General features: G+C 66.1%; 16 protein-coding genes and 1 riboswitch. Of the genes, 7 read left to right on the top strand and 9 right to left on the bottom strand.

Features of this window, described 5'->3' with window-relative positions:
* Positions 1-187 precede the first annotated feature (187 nt).
* On the bottom strand, positions 188-868 hold the full coding sequence (locus FJV43_RS21530) for a TIGR02594 family protein (protein WP_239620702.1): 681 nt from the start codon (positions 866-868) through the stop codon (positions 188-190).
* 197 nt (positions 869-1065) lie between these two features.
* On the opposite strand from FJV43_RS21530, the gene FJV43_RS21525 reads away from it, so the two are divergent.
* On the top strand, positions 1066-1929 hold the full coding sequence (locus tag FJV43_RS21525) for an alpha/beta hydrolase (RefSeq protein ID WP_239620700.1): 864 nt from the start codon (positions 1066-1068) through the stop codon (positions 1927-1929).
* 148 nt (positions 1930-2077) lie between these two features.
* Here FJV43_RS21525 and metW read toward each other — a convergent pair whose 3' ends face one another.
* Together metW and FJV43_RS21515 are read right to left on the bottom strand one after the other, a co-directional pair.
* A complete protein-coding gene (gene metW, locus FJV43_RS21520; RefSeq protein ID WP_239620699.1) occupies positions 2078-2740 on the bottom strand; it encodes a methionine biosynthesis protein MetW in 663 nt (220 codons plus the stop codon).
* Positions 2741-2742: 2 nt separating this feature from the next.
* Positions 2743-3945 (bottom strand): homoserine O-acetyltransferase, encoded by a 1203-nt coding sequence (locus FJV43_RS21515; protein WP_239629540.1) that lies wholly within the window; start codon positions 3943-3945, stop codon positions 2743-2745.
* Between the two features lie 85 nt (positions 3946-4030).
* Positions 4031-4110, bottom strand: a riboswitch (SAM riboswitch).
* 157 nt (positions 4111-4267) lie between these two features.
* Between FJV43_RS21515 and FJV43_RS21510 the strand changes: the two genes are divergently transcribed.
* The 3 genes from FJV43_RS21510 to FJV43_RS21500 are packed head-to-tail and all read left to right on the top strand — an operon-like array spanning position 4268 to position 7176.
* Positions 4268-5116, top strand: coding sequence for a chorismate mutase (locus FJV43_RS21510; protein WP_239620697.1), 849 nt, complete (start codon positions 4268-4270; stop codon positions 5114-5116).
* A 30-nt stretch (positions 5117-5146) separates the two neighbouring features.
* Positions 5147-6244 (top strand): histidinol-phosphate transaminase, encoded by a 1098-nt coding sequence (gene hisC, locus FJV43_RS21505; protein WP_239620690.1) that lies wholly within the window; start codon positions 5147-5149, stop codon positions 6242-6244.
* Positions 6241-7176 (top strand): prephenate/arogenate dehydrogenase family protein, encoded by a 936-nt coding sequence (locus FJV43_RS21500; protein ID WP_239620689.1) that lies wholly within the window; start codon positions 6241-6243, stop codon positions 7174-7176. The genes hisC and FJV43_RS21500 overlap by 4 nt, the downstream gene beginning before the upstream one ends.
* A 120-nt stretch (positions 7177-7296) precedes the next feature.
* Here FJV43_RS21500 and FJV43_RS21495 read toward each other — a convergent pair whose 3' ends face one another.
* Positions 7297-8481, bottom strand: a complete 1185-nt coding sequence (locus tag FJV43_RS21495) for a DUF2125 domain-containing protein (RefSeq protein WP_239620687.1) — start codon at positions 8479-8481, stop codon at positions 7297-7299.
* 109 nt (positions 8482-8590) lie between these two features.
* Here FJV43_RS21495 and FJV43_RS21490 point away from each other — a divergent pair, with 109 nt between their 5' ends.
* Positions 8591-9202 (top strand): gamma-glutamylcyclotransferase, encoded by a 612-nt coding sequence (locus FJV43_RS21490; RefSeq protein WP_239620686.1) that lies wholly within the window; start codon positions 8591-8593, stop codon positions 9200-9202.
* A 97-nt stretch (positions 9203-9299) separates the two neighbouring features.
* Here the strand turns inward: FJV43_RS21490 and FJV43_RS21485 are convergent, their stop codons facing one another.
* From FJV43_RS21485 to ftsE, 4 genes are all read right to left on the bottom strand, one after another.
* Entirely contained in the window at positions 9300-10073 is a 774-nt protein-coding gene (locus FJV43_RS21485; protein ID WP_239620684.1) for a lysophospholipid acyltransferase family protein, read from the bottom strand.
* Between the two features lie 11 nt (positions 10074-10084).
* On the bottom strand, positions 10085-10789 hold the full coding sequence (locus tag FJV43_RS21480; protein WP_239620682.1) for a YdcF family protein: 705 nt from the start codon (positions 10787-10789) through the stop codon (positions 10085-10087).
* Between the two features lie 120 nt (positions 10790-10909).
* Positions 10910-11878 (bottom strand): ABC transporter permease, encoded by a 969-nt coding sequence (locus FJV43_RS21475; RefSeq protein ID WP_239620680.1) that lies wholly within the window; start codon positions 11876-11878, stop codon positions 10910-10912.
* A complete protein-coding gene (gene ftsE, locus FJV43_RS21470) occupies positions 11871-12530 on the bottom strand; it encodes a cell division ATP-binding protein FtsE (protein WP_028178893.1) in 660 nt (219 codons plus the stop codon). Before ftsE ends, FJV43_RS21475 begins: the two co-directional genes overlap by 8 nt.
* A 203-nt stretch (positions 12531-12733) precedes the next feature.
* Between ftsE and FJV43_RS21465 the strand changes: the two genes are divergently transcribed.
* Positions 12734-13612, top strand: coding sequence for an MJ0042-type zinc finger domain-containing protein (locus FJV43_RS21465; protein ID WP_239620674.1), 879 nt, complete (start codon positions 12734-12736; stop codon positions 13610-13612).
* Positions 13613-13717: 105 nt separating this feature from the next.
* Entirely contained in the window at positions 13718-14092 is a 375-nt protein-coding gene (locus tag FJV43_RS21460) for a response regulator (protein WP_028178895.1), read from the top strand.
* 73 nt (positions 14093-14165) lie between these two features.
* Here the strand turns inward: FJV43_RS21460 and FJV43_RS21455 are convergent, their stop codons facing one another.
* Positions 14166-16865: a TIGR02302 family protein gene (locus FJV43_RS21455; RefSeq protein WP_239620672.1), complete on the bottom strand. Its 2700-nt coding sequence runs from the start codon at positions 16863-16865 to the stop codon at positions 14166-14168.
* Positions 16866-16958: the final 93 nt, after the last annotated feature.

Raw genomic sequence — 16958 nt, 5'->3', positions numbered from 1 at the left:
GCCATTCCTCACGGAACGGCTCAATATAACCAATCGGGCTAATACAAGGGTGGGAAAAGGCGCCTTTGCGCCGTGCCCACCACTTCTCCGAGCTGGCAGAAGCCGTGGGCACGCTTCCGCCGTCGCTCTTCGAGCTATGGCGGACAAGTCGCTTTGCCCATCCTACGAGACCGTCGCTGTCGTCACCTCAATTCGGCATCACATACGCATAGATCCGGCCGCGCGAGACCGGCGCTTCGCGGACGCGGTTGCCGCTGTTGCCGGAGATCATGATCGGATTGCCCTGCGCATCGACGCCGGTGATGATGCCGACATGGCCGCCCCGGCGGCCGCGCGACATCACCGCGATGGCGCCGACCTGCGGACCGGAGATGCGCGTGCCGTAGCGCGCGAACGAGCTGGCCATGTCGGAGCCGGTGCCCTGATGGCCGGTGTGCTGCAGCACCATGTTCATGAAACGCGCGCACCACAGGCTGCCGCGCCCGGTCGGATTGCCGCCGAGATAGCGCCGCGCCTCGGACACGAGGCCCGATCCGCCACCGAACCCGCCGCTGCTCATGGCGTTGTTCGCCATTCCGTTGGTGGCCATGCCGCCGCCATTGGCGTTCGGATCATAGCTCGCCTGGGTGTTGCCGAACCCGCTCGCCTGCAGCTGCGCCGCGCTGCGCTCGAAGCGCGAGCTGCGGGCATGGTGCCGATAATGACGGTAGTGATGATGCCTGGCGTGATGCACGTAAGCGTGCCGCTCTGCGCTATGACGATGATGGGGTCGCGCCGAGGCCGGAGAAACGAACACGGCGACCGCCGAAAAGAACAACGCCAGCGCGACGACACAACGCGACAGGCGAGACGCAAACAACTCAACCATTCTTCATCCTTCGTTACACCCCACTTCCCGATCGGCCGTGCGCGGCCGTCATGCACCCCGCGTATCAGAATCCCGATGTGGCGAGATCAAGACACGTTCTGGGAGATTTTGCGCGGAGGTTAACGGGTGTTAGAACTCACATGCGTGAACTGCAGAACGGCATTCCAATGCCGCAGCACCCTTAGGGAGAAAACTAGATGCCTTACGCCGTGACGAAGGACAATTGCCGGCTTTATTTCGAGGAAGCGGGCAGCGGCACGCCGATCATCTTCCTGCACGAGTTCGCGGCCGACTACACCAATTGGGAGCCGCAGATGCGTTACTTCTCGCGCGGCCATCGCTGCATCGCCTACTCCGCGCGCGGCTACACGCCTTCGGACGTACCCGAAGGTGAAGTCTACACTTACACGCATTTCTACACCGATGCGCTCGCGGTGCTCGACCATCTCGGCATCGAGCGCGCGCATCTCGTCGGCCTGTCGATGGGCGCCTATTCGTCGCTCCAGATCGGGCTCAACGCCCCCCAGCGCGCGTTGTCGATGACGCTCGCCGGCGTCGGCTCCGGCTCGGAGATCGAAAATCTAGACTCCTGGCGCCAGCAATGCCGCGCCAATGCCGAACAGTTCGAGACGCTCGGCTCCGCCGAGGTCGCAAAGGTCACGCGCGAGGCGCCGAGCCGGATTCCCTTCCTGGTGAAAGATCCGCGCGGCCACGCCGATTTCTATGCCGCGCTGGCACGGCACGACGCCAGGGGTTCGGCGCGCACGATGCGCGGCTTCCAGGGCGGACGTCCCTCGATCTACACGATGACGGACGCGATCGCGAAGGTGGCAACGCCCGCGCTGATCATCTGCGGCGACGAGGACGATCCCTGCGTCGGGCCCAGCCTATTCCTGAAGAAGCACCTGCCGGCCGCGGGCCTCGCGATGTTTCCGAAGTCGGGCCACGTGCTCAACCTGGAAGAGCCCGCGCTGTTCAACGAGAGCGTGGAGCGGTTCGTCACGCTGGTGGAAGCCGGACGCTGGCCGGTGCGCGATCCGCGGTCTTTGGCGGCGCATTAGAACGCGGCGTCACCAAGGACTCCGTCATTGCGAGCGCAGCGAAGCAATCCAGAATCCCACCGCGGAACGACTCTGGATTGCTTCGCTGCGCTCGCAATGACGAAGGATGGACTGCAGCTCTTCATCATCGAGGAGCGCGTAGGGAAAGCTACTTCCCGCCGCCCCTGCTCAGCAAGAACACCGCCTGTTCGCCGAACATGTTCCACACCCACCAGGGCAGGTTCAGCGGCACCGGGCGGCCGTAGAGATCGAGCGCGATGGAGCGCTCCATCTTGACGTTGATCTCGTCGCAGAGCTCGACGAAATCCTTGATGGTGCAGAAATGGATGTTGGCGGTGTCGTACCAGGTCGCCGGCAGGTTCTCCGTGCGCGGCATGTGGCCACCGATCAGGAGCTGCAGCCGCATCTTCCAGAAGCCGAAATTCGGGAACGAGACGATGGCCCGGCGGCCGATGCGCAGCAGGTTCTCCAGCACCACACGCGGCTGCCGCGTCGCCTGCAGCGTCTGCGACAGGATCACGTAGTCGAAGGCGTCGTCGGGATAGTTGACGAGGTCGGTGTCGGCGTCGCCCTGCACCACCGCGAGCCCCTTGGCAACGCAGCGGTTGACGCCCTCGCGCGACAGCTCGATGCCGCGCCCGTCGATGCCGCGGGTCTCAAGCAGCTGAAGCAGGTCGCCCTCGCCGCAGCCGACGTCGAGCACCTTCGAGCCCGGCTTGACCATCTCGGCGACCAGCAGATGATCGGCGCGAAACTGACCGGACTGCGCGGACGAAAGCCCCCCCAGCGGCAGCACTTCCTGGACAGACATTGCTAGCGGTCCTTGCCGGTGAGCCCGCGGGCCTTGCCTGCCGATTGCAGGAAGGCGCGGGAGATGTCGAAGAATTCGGGCACGTCGAGCAGGAAGGCGTCGTGGCCGCGATCGGTTTCAATCTCCGCGAACGACACCCGCGCGCTCGACGCGTTCAGCGCGTGCACCAGCGCGCGCGATTCCGAGGTCGGGAACAGCCAGTCGCTGGTGAAGGAGACCACGCAGAAGCGGGTCTGGATTCCCGCAAACGCCTTCGCCAGCACGCCGCCATGGTCGGCCGCGATGTCGAAATAGTCCATCGCGCGCGTCAGATAGAGATAGGAGTTGGCGTCGAAGCGCTCGACGAAGGACGAGCCCTGGTAACGCAGATAGCTTTCGACCTGGAAATCCGCGTCGAACGAGAAGGTCGGCAGCTCGCGGTCCTGCATGCGCCGGCCGAACTTGCGATGCAGCGCCGCGTCCGAGAGATAGGTGATGTGCGCCGCCATCCGCGCCACCGCGAGCCCGCGATGCGGATGGATGCCGTGATCGGCATAGCCGCCGCCATGCCAATCGGGGTCGGCCATCACGGCCTGGCGCCCGAGTTCGTGGAAGGCGATGTTCTGCGCCGAGTGCCGCGTCGCGCAGGCAATCGCCAGCGCGGAGAACACGCGGGCAGGATAGGCCGAGGTCCATTGCAGCACCTGCATGCCGCCCATCGAGCCGCCGACGACGGCAAACAGCGTGTCGATGCCGAGCCGGTCGATCAGCATCGCCTGCGCGCGCACCATGTCGGGGATGGTGATGACGGGGAAATCCAGGCCCCAGACCTTGCCGGTGGCGGGATTGATCGACGCCGGCCCGGTCGAGCCCATGCAGCCGCCGATCACGTTGGAGCAGATGATGAAGTAGTGCTTGGGATCGATGGGCCGGCCGGGGCCGACCAGCGTCTCCCACCAGCCAGGCTTGCCGGTGACGGGATGCACATTGGCGACGTGCTGGTCGCCGGTCAGCGCATGGCAGATCAGAACGGCGTTGGAGCGATCGGCGTTGAGTTCGCCATAGGTCTGGTAGGCGATCTGGAACGGGGTGAGATCGACGCCGCAATCGAGCCGCAGCGGCTGCTCGGCGCCGAAATGCGCGACCTGCGAGCTCGGGTGATCCACCTCGTGCGACCGTTCGTCGGCGCTGATCGCAGGACTGGGTACGGACTTGACGCCAACCATCATCGACCTCGTTTGCGACTGCCGTCAGACCGCCGCTGAAATCAGGCCATGAAAAACCCGGCCTGAACGATAGGTTCGGCCGGGATCGGAAGCGTCCCCGGCCTGTTTAGCGAGTTTTTTAACGTGGCTGCAAGCCGGCCGGCTCAAATGACCACGGAACAAGCAAAAGCTACCGTCTTGGGCGGTTTTCGTCAAGTCGCGGTCCGGATCGATCGAATTCGTCTCCATCTGATCGACCAAAAAGGCCGTCATTTCTCTTTGCTTTCGCCGCCCCGACTGCCTAATCAGGACACTCCCCATTCCGAACGATCGACAGCCAGACATGTCCCAACGTCCGCCCGCGCCGCCATCGCTGCAGGAACTGCGCAAGGAGATCGACGCGATCGACGAGGCCATGCATCGCCTGTTGATGCAGCGCGGCGACATCATCGACCGCCTGATCCAGGTGAAGCAGACCCAGGAGGTCGGCTCGGCATTCCGCCCGGCGCGCGAGGCCGCCATGATGCGCGACCTCGTGCGGCGCCATTGCGGCATCCTGCCGCTCGACACGGTCGAGAGCATCTGGCGCGTCATCATCTCGACCTTCACCTATGTGCAGGCGCCGTTCTCCGTGCATGCCGACATCTCGGTGAGCGAGCCTGCAATGCGCGATTCCGCGCGCTTCCATTTCGGCTTTACGGTGCCTTACGTCGCGCATTTCAGCGCGCAGGCCGCGGTCGAAGCGGCGGCGAAATCCAAGGGCGATCTGGCGCTGGTCTCGGCGACCTCCAGCCGCACGCCGTGGTGGCTCTTGCTGGAGGAAGCTGGCGCGCCGAAGATCATCGCGCGAATGCCCTTCGTCGAACGTGCCGATCATCCGGCGGCGATGCCGGTGTTCGCGGTCTCGCGCGTTCCCGACAGCGCCCTGGTGACGGAGGTCGAGACCTTCAGCGTGCGCGTCTCCGGTTGGAACGCCGAGGTCGCGCGCGCCCTGTCGCCGCTCGCCGAGATCGTGGCGGTGCCCGATACCGCCTTCGATGGGGCGGCGCTGCTGGTCTCGGTCACCAGCGCGACCAGCATCGACAAGATCAGGGCTGCCCTGATCGAGGCGGGGGCCTCGGTACGCTCCACGGCTCTCGTCGGCAGCCACGCAACGCGCTATACGGTGCCCCCGACCGGGGCGACATCGTAAATCGCGCGCCTCGCCATTTCGGAGTTGAAGATGTCCCGCCCCGTGCCGAATCCCGGCATTCTCGATATTGCGCCCTACACCCCCGGCAAGAGCCCGGTGCCGGAGCCGGGCCGCAAGGTGTTCAAGCTCTCGGCCAACGAGACGCCGTTCGGCCCCTCGCCCAAGGCGATCGAGGCGTTCAAGCGCGTGGCGGATCATCTGGAGGACTATCCGGAAGGCACCTCGCGCGTGCTGCGCGAGGCGATCGGCCGTTCTTTCGGGCTCGATCCCAACCGCATCATCTGCGGCGCCGGTTCGGACGAGATCCTCAACCTGCTCGCCCACACCTATCTCAGCCACGGCGACGAGGCGATCTCCACCACGCACGGCTTCCTGGTCTACCCGATCGCGACCATGGCGGTCGGCGCCAAGAACGTCGTCGCGCAGGAGACCAACCTCACCGCTGACGTCGACGCCATCCTGAAGGCCGTGACGCCACGGACAAAACTGGTCTGGCTCGCCAACCCCAACAATCCGACCGGCACCTATCTGCCGTTCGACGAGGTCAAGCGGCTGCGCGCCGGCCTGCCCTCGCACGTGCTGCTGGTGCTCGACGCCGCCTATTCCGACTACGTCTCGCGCAACGATTACGAGATGGGAATCGAGCTCGTCGCCACCACCGAGAACACGGTGGTGACGCACACCTTCTCCAAGATCCACGGCCTGGCTGCGCTGCGCATCGGCTGGATGTTCGGCCCCGAGCACATCATCGATGCCGTCAATCGCATCCGCGGCCCCTTCAACGTGTCGACGCCGGCGATGTATGCCGCGGTCGCCGCGATCGAGGACACCGCGCACCAAGCGATGTCGAAGCAGTTCACCGAGACCTGGCGCAACCGGCTCACCGAGGAGATCGGCAAGCTCGGACTGAAGGTGACGCCGAGCGTCGCCAATTTCGTGCTGATCCACTTCCCGACCGACAAGGGCAAGACCGCTGACGACGCCGACGCCTTCCTGACCAAGCGGGGCCTCGTGCTGCGCGCGCTGAAGAATTACGGCCTTCCGCATGCGCTGCGCATGACCATCGGCACCGAGGAGGCCAACCGTCTCGTGATCGAGGCCTTGCACGACTTCATGGGCGGCAAATGAATGCTGATCCGCACTTCCAGCGCGTCGCGCTGATCGGCTTCGGCCTGATCGGCGGCTCGATCGCGCGCGCTGCGAAGCTCCAGGGCCTGGCCGGCGAGATCGTCACCACCGCGCGCTCGGAGAAGACACGCGCGCGGGTCGCCGAGCTCGGCATCGTCGATCAGGTCGTGGCGACCAATGCGGAGGCCGTGAAGGATGCCGATCTCGTCATCCTCTGCATTCCCGTCGGCGCCTGCGGTGCCGTGGCGCAGGAGATCGCCGCGCATCTGAAGCCGGGCGCTGTTGTCTCCGACGTCGGCTCGGTCAAGGGCGCGGTGGTCAGGGACATGGCCCCGCATCTGCCGAAAGGCATTCATTTCGTGCCGGCGCATCCGGTCGCAGGCACCGAGCATTCGGGCCCGGATTCGGGATTTGCCGAGCTCTTCATCAACCGCTGGTGCATCCTGACGCCGCCGGAAGGCACCGAGACGGCGGCCACGGACCATCTGCGCGCGTTCTGGGCGGCGATGGGCGCCAAGGTCGAGATCATGACGCCGGATCATCACGATCTCGTGCTCGCGATCACCAGCCACCTGCCGCATCTGATCGCCTACACCATCGTCGGCACCGCCGACGAGCTGGCGCAGGTGACGGAATCCGAGGTGATCAAATTCTCCGCCGGCGGTTTTCGCGATTTCACCCGTATCGCCGCGTCCGACCCGACGATGTGGCGCGACGTCTTCCTCGCCAACAAGGAAGCCGTGCTGGAGATGCTCGGCACCTTCACCGAGGATCTCGCCAAGCTCACCCGCGCGATCCGGCGCGGCGACGGCGAGGCGCTGTTCGATCACTTCACCCGCACCCGCGCCATCCGCCGCGGCATCGTCGAGATCGGCCAGGATTCGGCCGCGCCCGATTTCGGCCGGCCGCACGCGGCGCTGAAGAAGCCGTAGCTCTCTCCGTCATGGCCGGGCTTGTCCCGGCCATCCACGCGCATCCGCGATTGACGAAAGACGTGGATGCCCGGGACAAGCCCGGGTATGACGACGGAGTGTTTGGCGGGCGTATCTTGTTCAATACAGCGGCGGGATCTGGCCGACCTTGACCGGGCCGAGCAGCACGGCGCCGTCGACGAATTTCAGCGGGAAGCTTCGCGCCTTCCTGCCTTCGAGCGTGCTCTCGGTGCCGATCGAGTTGATGCCGGCGGCGACGCCGGCATTGGCGTTCTGCTTGATGACCTTGCCGAGCCCGGGCACGGCGCGGTCGAGCGCGCCGAACAGATTGTTGAGGTCCTGCGACTTCACGCCGGGGGCGACGCGGTCGAGCGTTGCCTGTGGCACGCCCTCCTCCAGCATCTTCTCGATGCCGAGCGCCGGGATCACGCGCTCGAGGCCGGTCACCGTCATCTGCAATTCGCCGTCGAGCCGGCCGCTGGCCGAAAGGCCGAGCGTGCCGGCCGCGATCGCGATCATCTCGCCCTGCTGGATCCGAGACTGCACGATCTCGATATGGCCGCCGGCAGCCTGGATCTCGCGGAAGCGCTGCGGCCACGGCTTCGGCGTGAGGTCGGAGAGGCCGGTGATCTTGGCGCGGGTGTCCGCCTCGAACGGCTCGGCGAGCAGGGGATGAACACCCTGGATGCTGCCCTGCGCGACATGGACCACGGTCTCGATCACGGGGTGATCGGACGGTGATCCATCCGCGAGGCGGCCGTGCAGCTCGACCTGCTTGGCGCGCGCGAGCGGCACCTGCAAGCTGCCATCGACACGGTTGAGGGCGGGGTCGTCGAACACGATGGAGGCGCGATCCGGCACGGCAGGCAGACCGGCCACGCTGGCGCGGCCCTTGCTCCAGTTCACCACGAAGGTGTTTTGCGTGATGCCGTCGATCAGCGTCGCTGGCGCGGAGAATTCGGCGATGACGCGCTTGGGATCATAGACCTGGGCGACGACCAGGATGTTGTCGAGCTTCGCCGTGAACGGCGTCTTGCTCGCGTTCTGCGACACCAGGGCGACGCTGGCGCCGGAGCACTGGACCTCGAAGCGGAACGGGAAGCCCGCGATCGAGCGCTTGGCGCAATCATAGATGCGGCCGGACTTGGCCTCCTGCGCCCGCCAGGCGTCTGCGGCGATTTCGGCCTGCGACGCCGCGTAGAACCAGAAACAGCTCCACGCGACCGCGAGGATCAGGACGAGAACGGGTGCGATGAAAAGGCCCCAACGGGAGCGACGGCCTGCGGCAACGGTCATATTGGACATGCGGCGACCTTTGATCCCGGATTTTGGCAAATGTAAGCGGGGACGGCCTGCGACGAAAGGCGGAGAATTCGCTTCGCTTCGGGGCATGGTTCTGGTAGCCGTGCCCGAAATGTCGGAAATCACCCTCCCCTCCGTTACCACCGCCAAGGACGACCTCTGGGTGTTCGGTTACGGCTCGCTGATGTGGCGGCCGGGCTTCGACTTCGAGGAACGCGTCCCGGCCCGGCTGGTGGGCGAGCATCGCGCGCTCTGCGTCTACTCCTTCGTGCATCGCGGCACGCCGGAAAAGCCGGGCCTGGTGCTCGGGCTCGACCGCGGCGGCGCCTGCCGCGGCATCGCCTTCCGCGTCGCCGAGAAGAACCGTGCCGACGTCGTCGCGTATTTGCGCGCACGGGAGCAGGTCACGTCGGTCTATCGCGAGGTGATGCGCTCGGTGTGGCTGGAGAACGATGCGCGCCAGCGCGTCTCCGCGCTTGCTTACGTCGTCGACCGCGGCCATGCGCAATATGCCGGCCGGCTGTCGCTCGCCGAGCAGCACCGTCATGTCGTCCAGGGCCATGGCCAGTCCGGCGCCAATCGCGATTACGTGACCGCGACGGTGAAGGCGATCGAGGCCGAAGGCTTTCGCGACGCGCAGCTGCATCAGCTTGCATTGATGCTGCATGGTGATGCGCATTCGCTGCGCGCTCCGGCTGCGAACGAAGATCGCGAAATTCGCTAAAGCGCGATGCGATTGGGATGAATCGTCATCCCGCTTCAGGTTGTTGTTCAAGCATGATCTCTTCGGAAAACCGCTGCGCACCTTTCCGAATCATGCTTTAGCCGCCCGTTGGCGCGTAGCTCGGCGCCGAGCCGATCAATTGCTCCTGCTCCCTGCGGCCGGCTTCGACGAGGCGGCCGGTCGCGTCCTCGATCGCGGCTTGCACGCGGGAGAGAAACTCGTCCTTCGGCAGGCCCGGCGGCAACGGTTCGAGAAATTCCACAACCAGCGTGCCGGGATAGCGCATGAAGGTGCGGCGGGGCCAGAACAGGCCGGAGTTGAGCGCGACCGGCAGGCACGGCACGCCGCACGACGAATAGATCTGCGCAAAGCCGGTCTTGTAGTCGGGCGGCGCGCCCGGCGCGCGGCGCGTGCCTTCCGGAAAGATCACGAGCTGGCGGCCGCTGCGCACCGCCTCGCGCGCCCGCCGCGTCATCTCCAGCAGCGCCTTCACGCCGGCATTGCGGTCGATCGCGATCATCCCGGTCTTGACCAGGAACTGACCGAACACCGGGATCTGCATGAGCTGGCGCTTGAGGATGAAGATCGGCCGGTTGAAGAAGCCCGGCAGCACGAAGGTCTCCCAGAACGACTGATGCTTTGCCACGATCAGCAGCGGGCCTTTCGGGATGTTCTCGACACCGCGGAATTCCACCTTGATGTTGCAGACCACGCGCATCAGGAACAGCGTTGCCTTGGCCCACCATTCCGCCACCGTCAGCATGGCGCGCGGCGGCAATGCGAAGGTCGGCAGCGCCACGATCGCAAGGCACACCAGCACGGCGTAGAACAACACGTTGAACACGAGCGAGCGCAGAAAAATCAGGAACATCGATAGTCCGATCAATTGGCCTGTGCGGTAGCGGGCCGCTTCGGCTGCTGACCTGCAGGCTGCTCCGATATCTCGGGCCAGAGGTCAATCCCGAAATGCTCCAGCCGCACCCTGAGCTCGGCCGCGACGTACTTGACATATTCCGACAGGAGCAGCCGCAGCGTCGATCCCGAGGTCCACCACGGCTCCTCGCGCCATTTGTCGCCGACCACCGCGAACGGGATCAGCGTCATCTGTGGCATCGCATGCGAGAATTCCACCAGCGCGCGCGGCATGTGATAGTTGGAGGTGACCACGATCAGCGATTTGAACCGGCGCCCCTCGGCCCAGCGCCGCGCTTCCGCTGCGTTGCCGCGGGTCGAGAGCGCGGTGCGGTCGAGGTCGACGCAACAAGTCATGAAGGACTGGTTCTCCGGCAAGGTCCGGGAGATGTCGCTCGCCCTCGAGGTCGGATGCACGCCGGAGATCAGGAGCCGCCTGCCGTAGCCCGCAGCGAGCAGCTCCATCGCGTCCGATACCCGCGAGGAGCCGCCGGTCAGCACCACGATGCCGTCGGCCTTGCGGTCGGGCACCGTCTCGGCACCGCGCAAATGCGACAGGAACGCAACGAAGCCTGCGGCCGCGGCAACGAAGGCAAGCGCGATCGTCGACACAATTGTCGCGCGGAGCCAGCCGCGCGGCAGTTTCGGCGATCGATCGTCGGTCGGCGAGCTCATGCGATATCAGTGATCCCTTCCCTGAAGCGATTTTAAGACGTTTTGAGGCGAAGTGGAGTCCTGCGAATGGCTGCCCGGTCATCCTCTCCCGCTTGTAATGGGAGAAGGGAAGAAAAGAGCTCAATCGACATCATTCAATGTCGCAAACAGCGTCTGGCGTGAGGCCACCGCGGTGATGCCGCCGATCAGCACGGCCTGGATCGCGAGCACGATGTAGCCGGATGGCCGCAGCGAGAAGGTGCCGAGCAGCGCGGCAAACTGGTCGCCGACGGGGGTACCGGAAAACCAGCCTGCGATGGACTCTGAGAAGCCGAACATCAGCATGGCGGCGCCGCCGCCGATCACGCCGCCCTCCAGGCCCAGCCTGAGGAAATGGCGCAGGAAGTGATTGGCGATGTAGCGGTCGCCGGCGCCGACGAAATGCAGGACCTCGACGATTGGACGGTTCGCCGCCATGGCGCCGCGGGTCGCGAACGAAACCGAGATGATGGTGGCGATGATGACGAGCGCGAGAATGCCGAGGCCGGCCAGCACGATGGCGTTGGTCATCGAGCGCATGCGCTCGATCCAGGCGCGGTGATCGTCGACGCTGGCGCCCGGCGCGACCTGCGTCACGCGCGCGCGCAGGGCGCCGAGATCGAGCGGCCTGCCCGGCTGCACGCGCGCGATGATCATGCGCGGCACCGGCAGATCGTCCATCGACAGGCCGGTGCCGAGCCAGGGCTCGAGCAGCTTGCCGCTCTCCTCCCTGGTGAACGGCCTGACCTCGACGATGCCGGCTTGCGTGCGCATCGCCTCCGTCACGGCCGCGGTGTCGCGATCGAGATCACGGCCGGCCTGCGGACGAACCTGGATGGTGATTTCGCTCGCGACGTCCGACTGCCATTCGGCGGCGGAGGCACTCACCAGCAGCACCGTGCCCGTGGCCATCGAGGCGAGGAAGCTCATGATGGCGACGACGGCGACCAGCGCTCTGCCGTGGATCGAGGCGCGCGGCACGATCGGCGACATGTTGCGTGCCCTGGCCGGAAGCTGCGGACGCTCCTGCCCGAGATCGACCAGCACGCCGCGCTCGTCGGTCCTACTCATAGACGTGCAGCCGTCCCTGGTGCAGCACCAGCCGCCGTGCTTCGTACTGGTCCATCAGGCCGATGTCGTGAGTGGCGATGATGACGGCGGTGCCTGACTTGTTGAGCTCGATGAAGAGCCGCAGCAGGCGGCGGCCGAGCGTCGGGTCGACGCTGCCGGTCGGCTCGTCCGCGAGCAGCAGCTGCGGCCGCGAGATCACGGCGCGCGCGATCGCCGCGCGCTGCTTCTCGCCGCCCGACAGGATCGGCGGCAACGCGTCCATGCGGTCGCCGAGGCCGACCCAGCGCAGGAGATCGATCACCTCCTTGCGGTAGCTCGACTCGCTGCGGCCCATGACGCGGAACGGCAGCGCGACATTCTCATAGGTCGTCATGTGGTCGAGCAGGCGGAAATCCTGGAGCACGATACCGATGCGCTTGCGCAGGTCCGCGATCTCGTCCTTGCCGAGCTGCGAGATGTCGTGGCCGAACAGAGTGACGAGGCCCCGCGTCGGCCGATGCGACAGAAACAGCAGGCGCAGCAGGGACGTCTTGCCGGCGCCGGACGGTCCGGTGAGAAACTGGAAGGAATGCGCCGGGATCTGGAAGCTGAGATCGCGCAGGATCTCCGGCCCCAGACCGTAACGCAATCCGACATTTTCGAACCGAACCAAGCTCAGCTCCGTTCGAGAGGGGGCGCGGGTCGCACTGCTGCGCTCCGCCACGCGCGATCAACGGGTTTTGCCGCCGTTATGGTTTCCGGTTCGTTAACGGTCGGCCAGTAGCATAGTTGGCAGCATCCCTGCCGCCCGGTTCGCCGCGACCGGCTGGTCGTCAAGATTCGTCCAAGACCTCGTTCATGCATCAAGGCTCGTCCATGCATATCGTCTGCCCCCATTGTATGACATCCTACGCCATCAAGCTCGCGAGCCTTGGGGCCAACGGACGGGCGGTCCGCTGCTCCCGTTGCAAGGAGACCTGGATCGCCCACGCCGAGGATGCCATCGAGGAGGCCTCCGTTCCGGCCATGGCCGCTGCCAGCCGAGCCGACGACCAGTCCGACCTCGCCGAGCAATGGAACTCCTATGCCAAGGACGACGGCGCCGCGAACGCGCCTGTCGTCGACAGCCCGTCGATCGCCAGCGACTGGCCGGATGAAGAGGTCCGCGAGACCGAGGACGAGTGGTCAGCGGCAGCCCGTCAGGCCGAAGAGGACACCACCGGCGCGCAGCACCAGTCCTGGTTCCGCGGCCTGTTCCGCCGCCGCGGCGCGCGGGTGAGCCGCCCGGCCCCCACCACGGCTCCGCGGAGATCCTATTTTGGCCTGCCGACCGCCTGCACCGCGATGGGCGCGCTGGTGCTGGCCCTTGTGGTCTGGCGCGGCGACGTCGTGCGGCTGCTGCCCCAGACGGCGGCATTCTACAAGATGGTCGGGCTCGAGGTGAATCTGCGGGGCCTGGCCTTCAAGGACGTCAAACTCTCCAGCGAGACCGTAGACGGTAAGCAGGTGCTGGTGATCGAGGGCGTGATCGTCGGGGAGGGCAAGAAGCCGCACGACATCCCGCGGCTGCGCTTTGCCGTGCGCGACGCCCAAGGAGCCGAGATCTACGCCTGGAATACGGTGTTGGAACAGACCGTGCTGCGGCCCGGCGAGCGCGCCTTCTTCCGCTCGCGCCTGGCCTCGCCGCCGCCGGAGGGCCGCAATATCGACGTTCGCTTCTTCAACCGGCGCGACATTGCGGGCGGCAGCGCATAACCGATCAGGCTATTATTGGAACATGATCTTTCCGGAAGACCGCTACGCACTTTTCCGGATCATGCTCGAGGTCCCGCACGGAAGGTTGATCCCAAGGTTGGTCCCATGCCGAAAATCCTGATCGCCGACGACGAGGATTCGATGCGCCAGCTTGTGGCGCGCGCCATCGCCATGGACGGCCACGAGACCGTCACCGCCCAGGACGGCGCCGAGGCGCTGGAGATCCTGATCCGCGAGGACGGCGCTTTCGATCTGTTGCTCACCGACATCCAGATGCCGGTCATGGACGGCATCGCGCTGGCCCTCTCCGCCGCCCGCGACTTCCCTGATCTGACCATTTTGCTCATGACCGGCTTTGCCGACCAGCGCGAGCGCGCCTCGAACCTGAATGCGCTGGTGCATGATGTCGTGACCAAGCCGTTCTCGGTCGCCGACATCCGCACGGCCGTGGCGGATGCGCTGGCGGCGAAGAAAGGTTAGCGTCGTCGACTTCGTAGCCCGCATGAGCGCAGCGACATGCGGGACCGGCGCCCCCGGATATCGCTTCGTCGCCTCAAAACTCCTTCAGCAGCCGCTCGATATAGTCGAGCTCGATCTGCGGGCGCGAGGGATCGCCGAGACGACGGCGGAGCTCCTCGAGAATGCGGCGGACACGCTGGGTGTCGATCTCGCCGGGAATCTTGACCGTATAATCGTCGCCATATTCGCGCCCATGCAGCGGACGGCCCAACGGGTCGGTCTGGTTGCCGCCGCTCTGCTGACGGCCGGCGCGCTGGCCGGGGCCGTCGCCCTGGCCGTCGCCATCGCCCTGCTGCATCGCCTCGGCCATCTTCTGCGCACCCTTGCGCATCGCATCGAGCGCCTTGCCTTGCGAGTCCACGGCGCCGTCGGCATTGCCCTCGCCGAGCTTTGATCCCGCATCGCCCATGGCGCCGTCTGCAGCGTCCAGGCTGCCGTCGTCATCGCCCTGGTCGCCGTCCTGATCGCCGTTCTGGCCGGGCTGGCCCTGGTCGCCCTGCTGACCCTTCTGTCCCTGTTGGCCTTTCTGCCCCTTTTCGCCTTTCTGCGTGAGGCCGCGCTTGGCAAGCTCGTCCTGCAGCTTCTTCAGGCGGTCGCGCAGTCCCTGCTGGTCCTGCTGCAGCTCCGACATGGACTGATCATCGCCCTGCTGCTGCTGCTTGCCGCGCGAGCGTTCGCGCCGGGAATCCTGGCCCTGCTTGAAGGTCTTGTCGCGCAATTGCTGCTGCTTGCGGATCATGTCGCCGAGCTCGTTGAGCGCCTGCTCCATGTCGCTCTCGCCGGACTGCCCCGGCTGCGCCATCTGGAGGCCTTCCAGCATCTGCTGGAGCTGCTCGAGCAACTGCTTGGCGGCATCCTTGTCGCCGGAGCGCGACAGGCGCTCCATCCGGTCGATCATGTTCTGCAGGTCCTGCTGGCGCAGGACCTTGGTGTTCGGGTCGAGCGGCCGCGCCAGCTGCTGCGGGTCATTGTTGTTGCGGAACTGCTCGGCGAGCTGGCGCATGAAGTCGTTCAGCGCCTGACGCAGGTCCTGCGTCAGCTTCTTGATCTCTTCGTCGCTCGCGCCGCGCTCCAGCGCCTGCTTCAGCGCGTCCTGAGCCGCGCGCAGCGCCTTCTCGACGTCGGAGATCTTGCCGTCCTCGATCGTCACCGCAAGCGCCCACAGGCTCGCCACGACCTCGCGCAGGGCATCATCGGTGCGTGCGGCCTCGAGCTGTCGCGCAACGCTGTGCAGGCCGAGATATTGTCCGGGCTCCGGCGTGAACATCTCGGGCGCGATCATCAGCGCGTCGAGCGCGGCATACACGTCCGAATTCTTGTTGGCGTCGAGCGCGAGAATGCGGCGCTGCTCGATCAGTGCACGGGCCAGCGGCTTGGTGAAGAGCCGTTCGGGCAGACGCATGTTGAACGGTTCGCTTGCGGCCTCGTTACCGGCCTCGTCCTTCGCCGTGAGGGTCAGCATGACCTCGGCGCCGGCATAGGGATCCTCGCTGAGATCCTTCACCGACTGTCCGACGCCGTTGCGGGTCCGCGCATTCGGCAGCGCGAGCGGGAAGTGCGGCGGCTGGAACAGCGGACGCGGAGCCGTCCTGGTGTCGCCAGCGCCGGCAGCAGCCTTATCGCCGGGAGCAGCCTTCGCCCCGCCCTTAGCGTCGTCCTTGGCATCGTCCTTGGCGCCATCCCGGGCATCGATCGAACGCAGAGCAAATTTCGCCTCGGCGCCGGTGACGCCGTAATCGTCCTCGATCTTGTAGGAGAGCTGGAGCGCGCCGCGCGCCTGGCGCTCCGGGTCCTTGGCAAGTGAAATCGTCGGCGCACGGTCCGGCGTTGCCGCAAACGCCCATTGCGGCTGGCCGGAAGGCGCGCGGACATGCGCCGTGCCGTCGCCGGAGATGGCAAAATGCCTTTCGTTGGTCCCCTTCGGGCTGGCTTCGGTGGGGGCAACCTCCTTGAGGCCGCCGGAGACGGCGACATCCAGGCTGCCGCCTGAGGAGCGCACGATCAGGGTCGAACCGGCTGGAACGGCGAGCGGACCGCTGGCGGGCAGGGCCGCCGCTTCCTTGTTGGCGGCCGACAGAATGACCGGAGGCCTGCCGGTGTACAGTGGCGGCGTGACCCAGGCATCGACGCGAACATTGCTGGGCGCCAGCACCCCGTTCCAGTCGAAGGCGGCGCCAAGCCGCATCGCACGCTCGTCGCCGGCGGCGAAGAAGGTCGCAACCAGCATCACCATGACCAGCGCGCGCAGCGCCCAGGGGTCGTGAAGCGCGAGCCGCGGGTGCGGCAGACCGGCGCGGATGCGCTTGAGCGAAGCCAGCGTACGCTCGCGCTGCGCCTGCCACAGCGCCTGCGCGACCGGGTCTTGCGAGGTCAGCGTGTCCGTGAGCGTGGTGGCCGGGCGGTGACGGATGCCGGAGCCACGGTCGAGCCGGGCGAGCGCTTCCGCACGGCTCGGCCAGCGGAAGCCAAGCAACGGGAACAGGGCGGCGACCGCGACCACGGCAAAGAGGGCGAGACCGATAGCCCTGGCGATGAACGGCAGTGCCAGCCAAAGACCGGCCCAGGACACCACCAGGAACAGGCCGGCGACGGTCAGAAGGCGCGCCACATTGGGCCAGGCACGCTCCCATGCGATGGCATAAGTGGCCCGATCAAGGGCCTGCGCCAGCTTCAGCCGCGACAGCGCATCGCTGCTGCGGATCGGGTCTGACGGGTCGGGGGTGACGCCGTTCAATCAGCTCTCCAGGTTACCCGGTAGAGAAGAGCCTATCACAACGGCAGCACTGAGGCATCCGTTCCTGTACGGGAGAACCCCCTTTTCCCGCAT

Origin of the sequence: Bradyrhizobium sp. I71, assembly GCF_022354745.1 — a bacterium.
Taxonomy (GTDB): domain Bacteria; phylum Pseudomonadota; class Alphaproteobacteria; order Rhizobiales; family Xanthobacteraceae; genus Bradyrhizobium; species Bradyrhizobium liaoningense.
The sequence above is the reverse complement of the archived record's forward strand: the minus strand, read 5'-3'. Positions and strand labels throughout refer to the sequence as shown.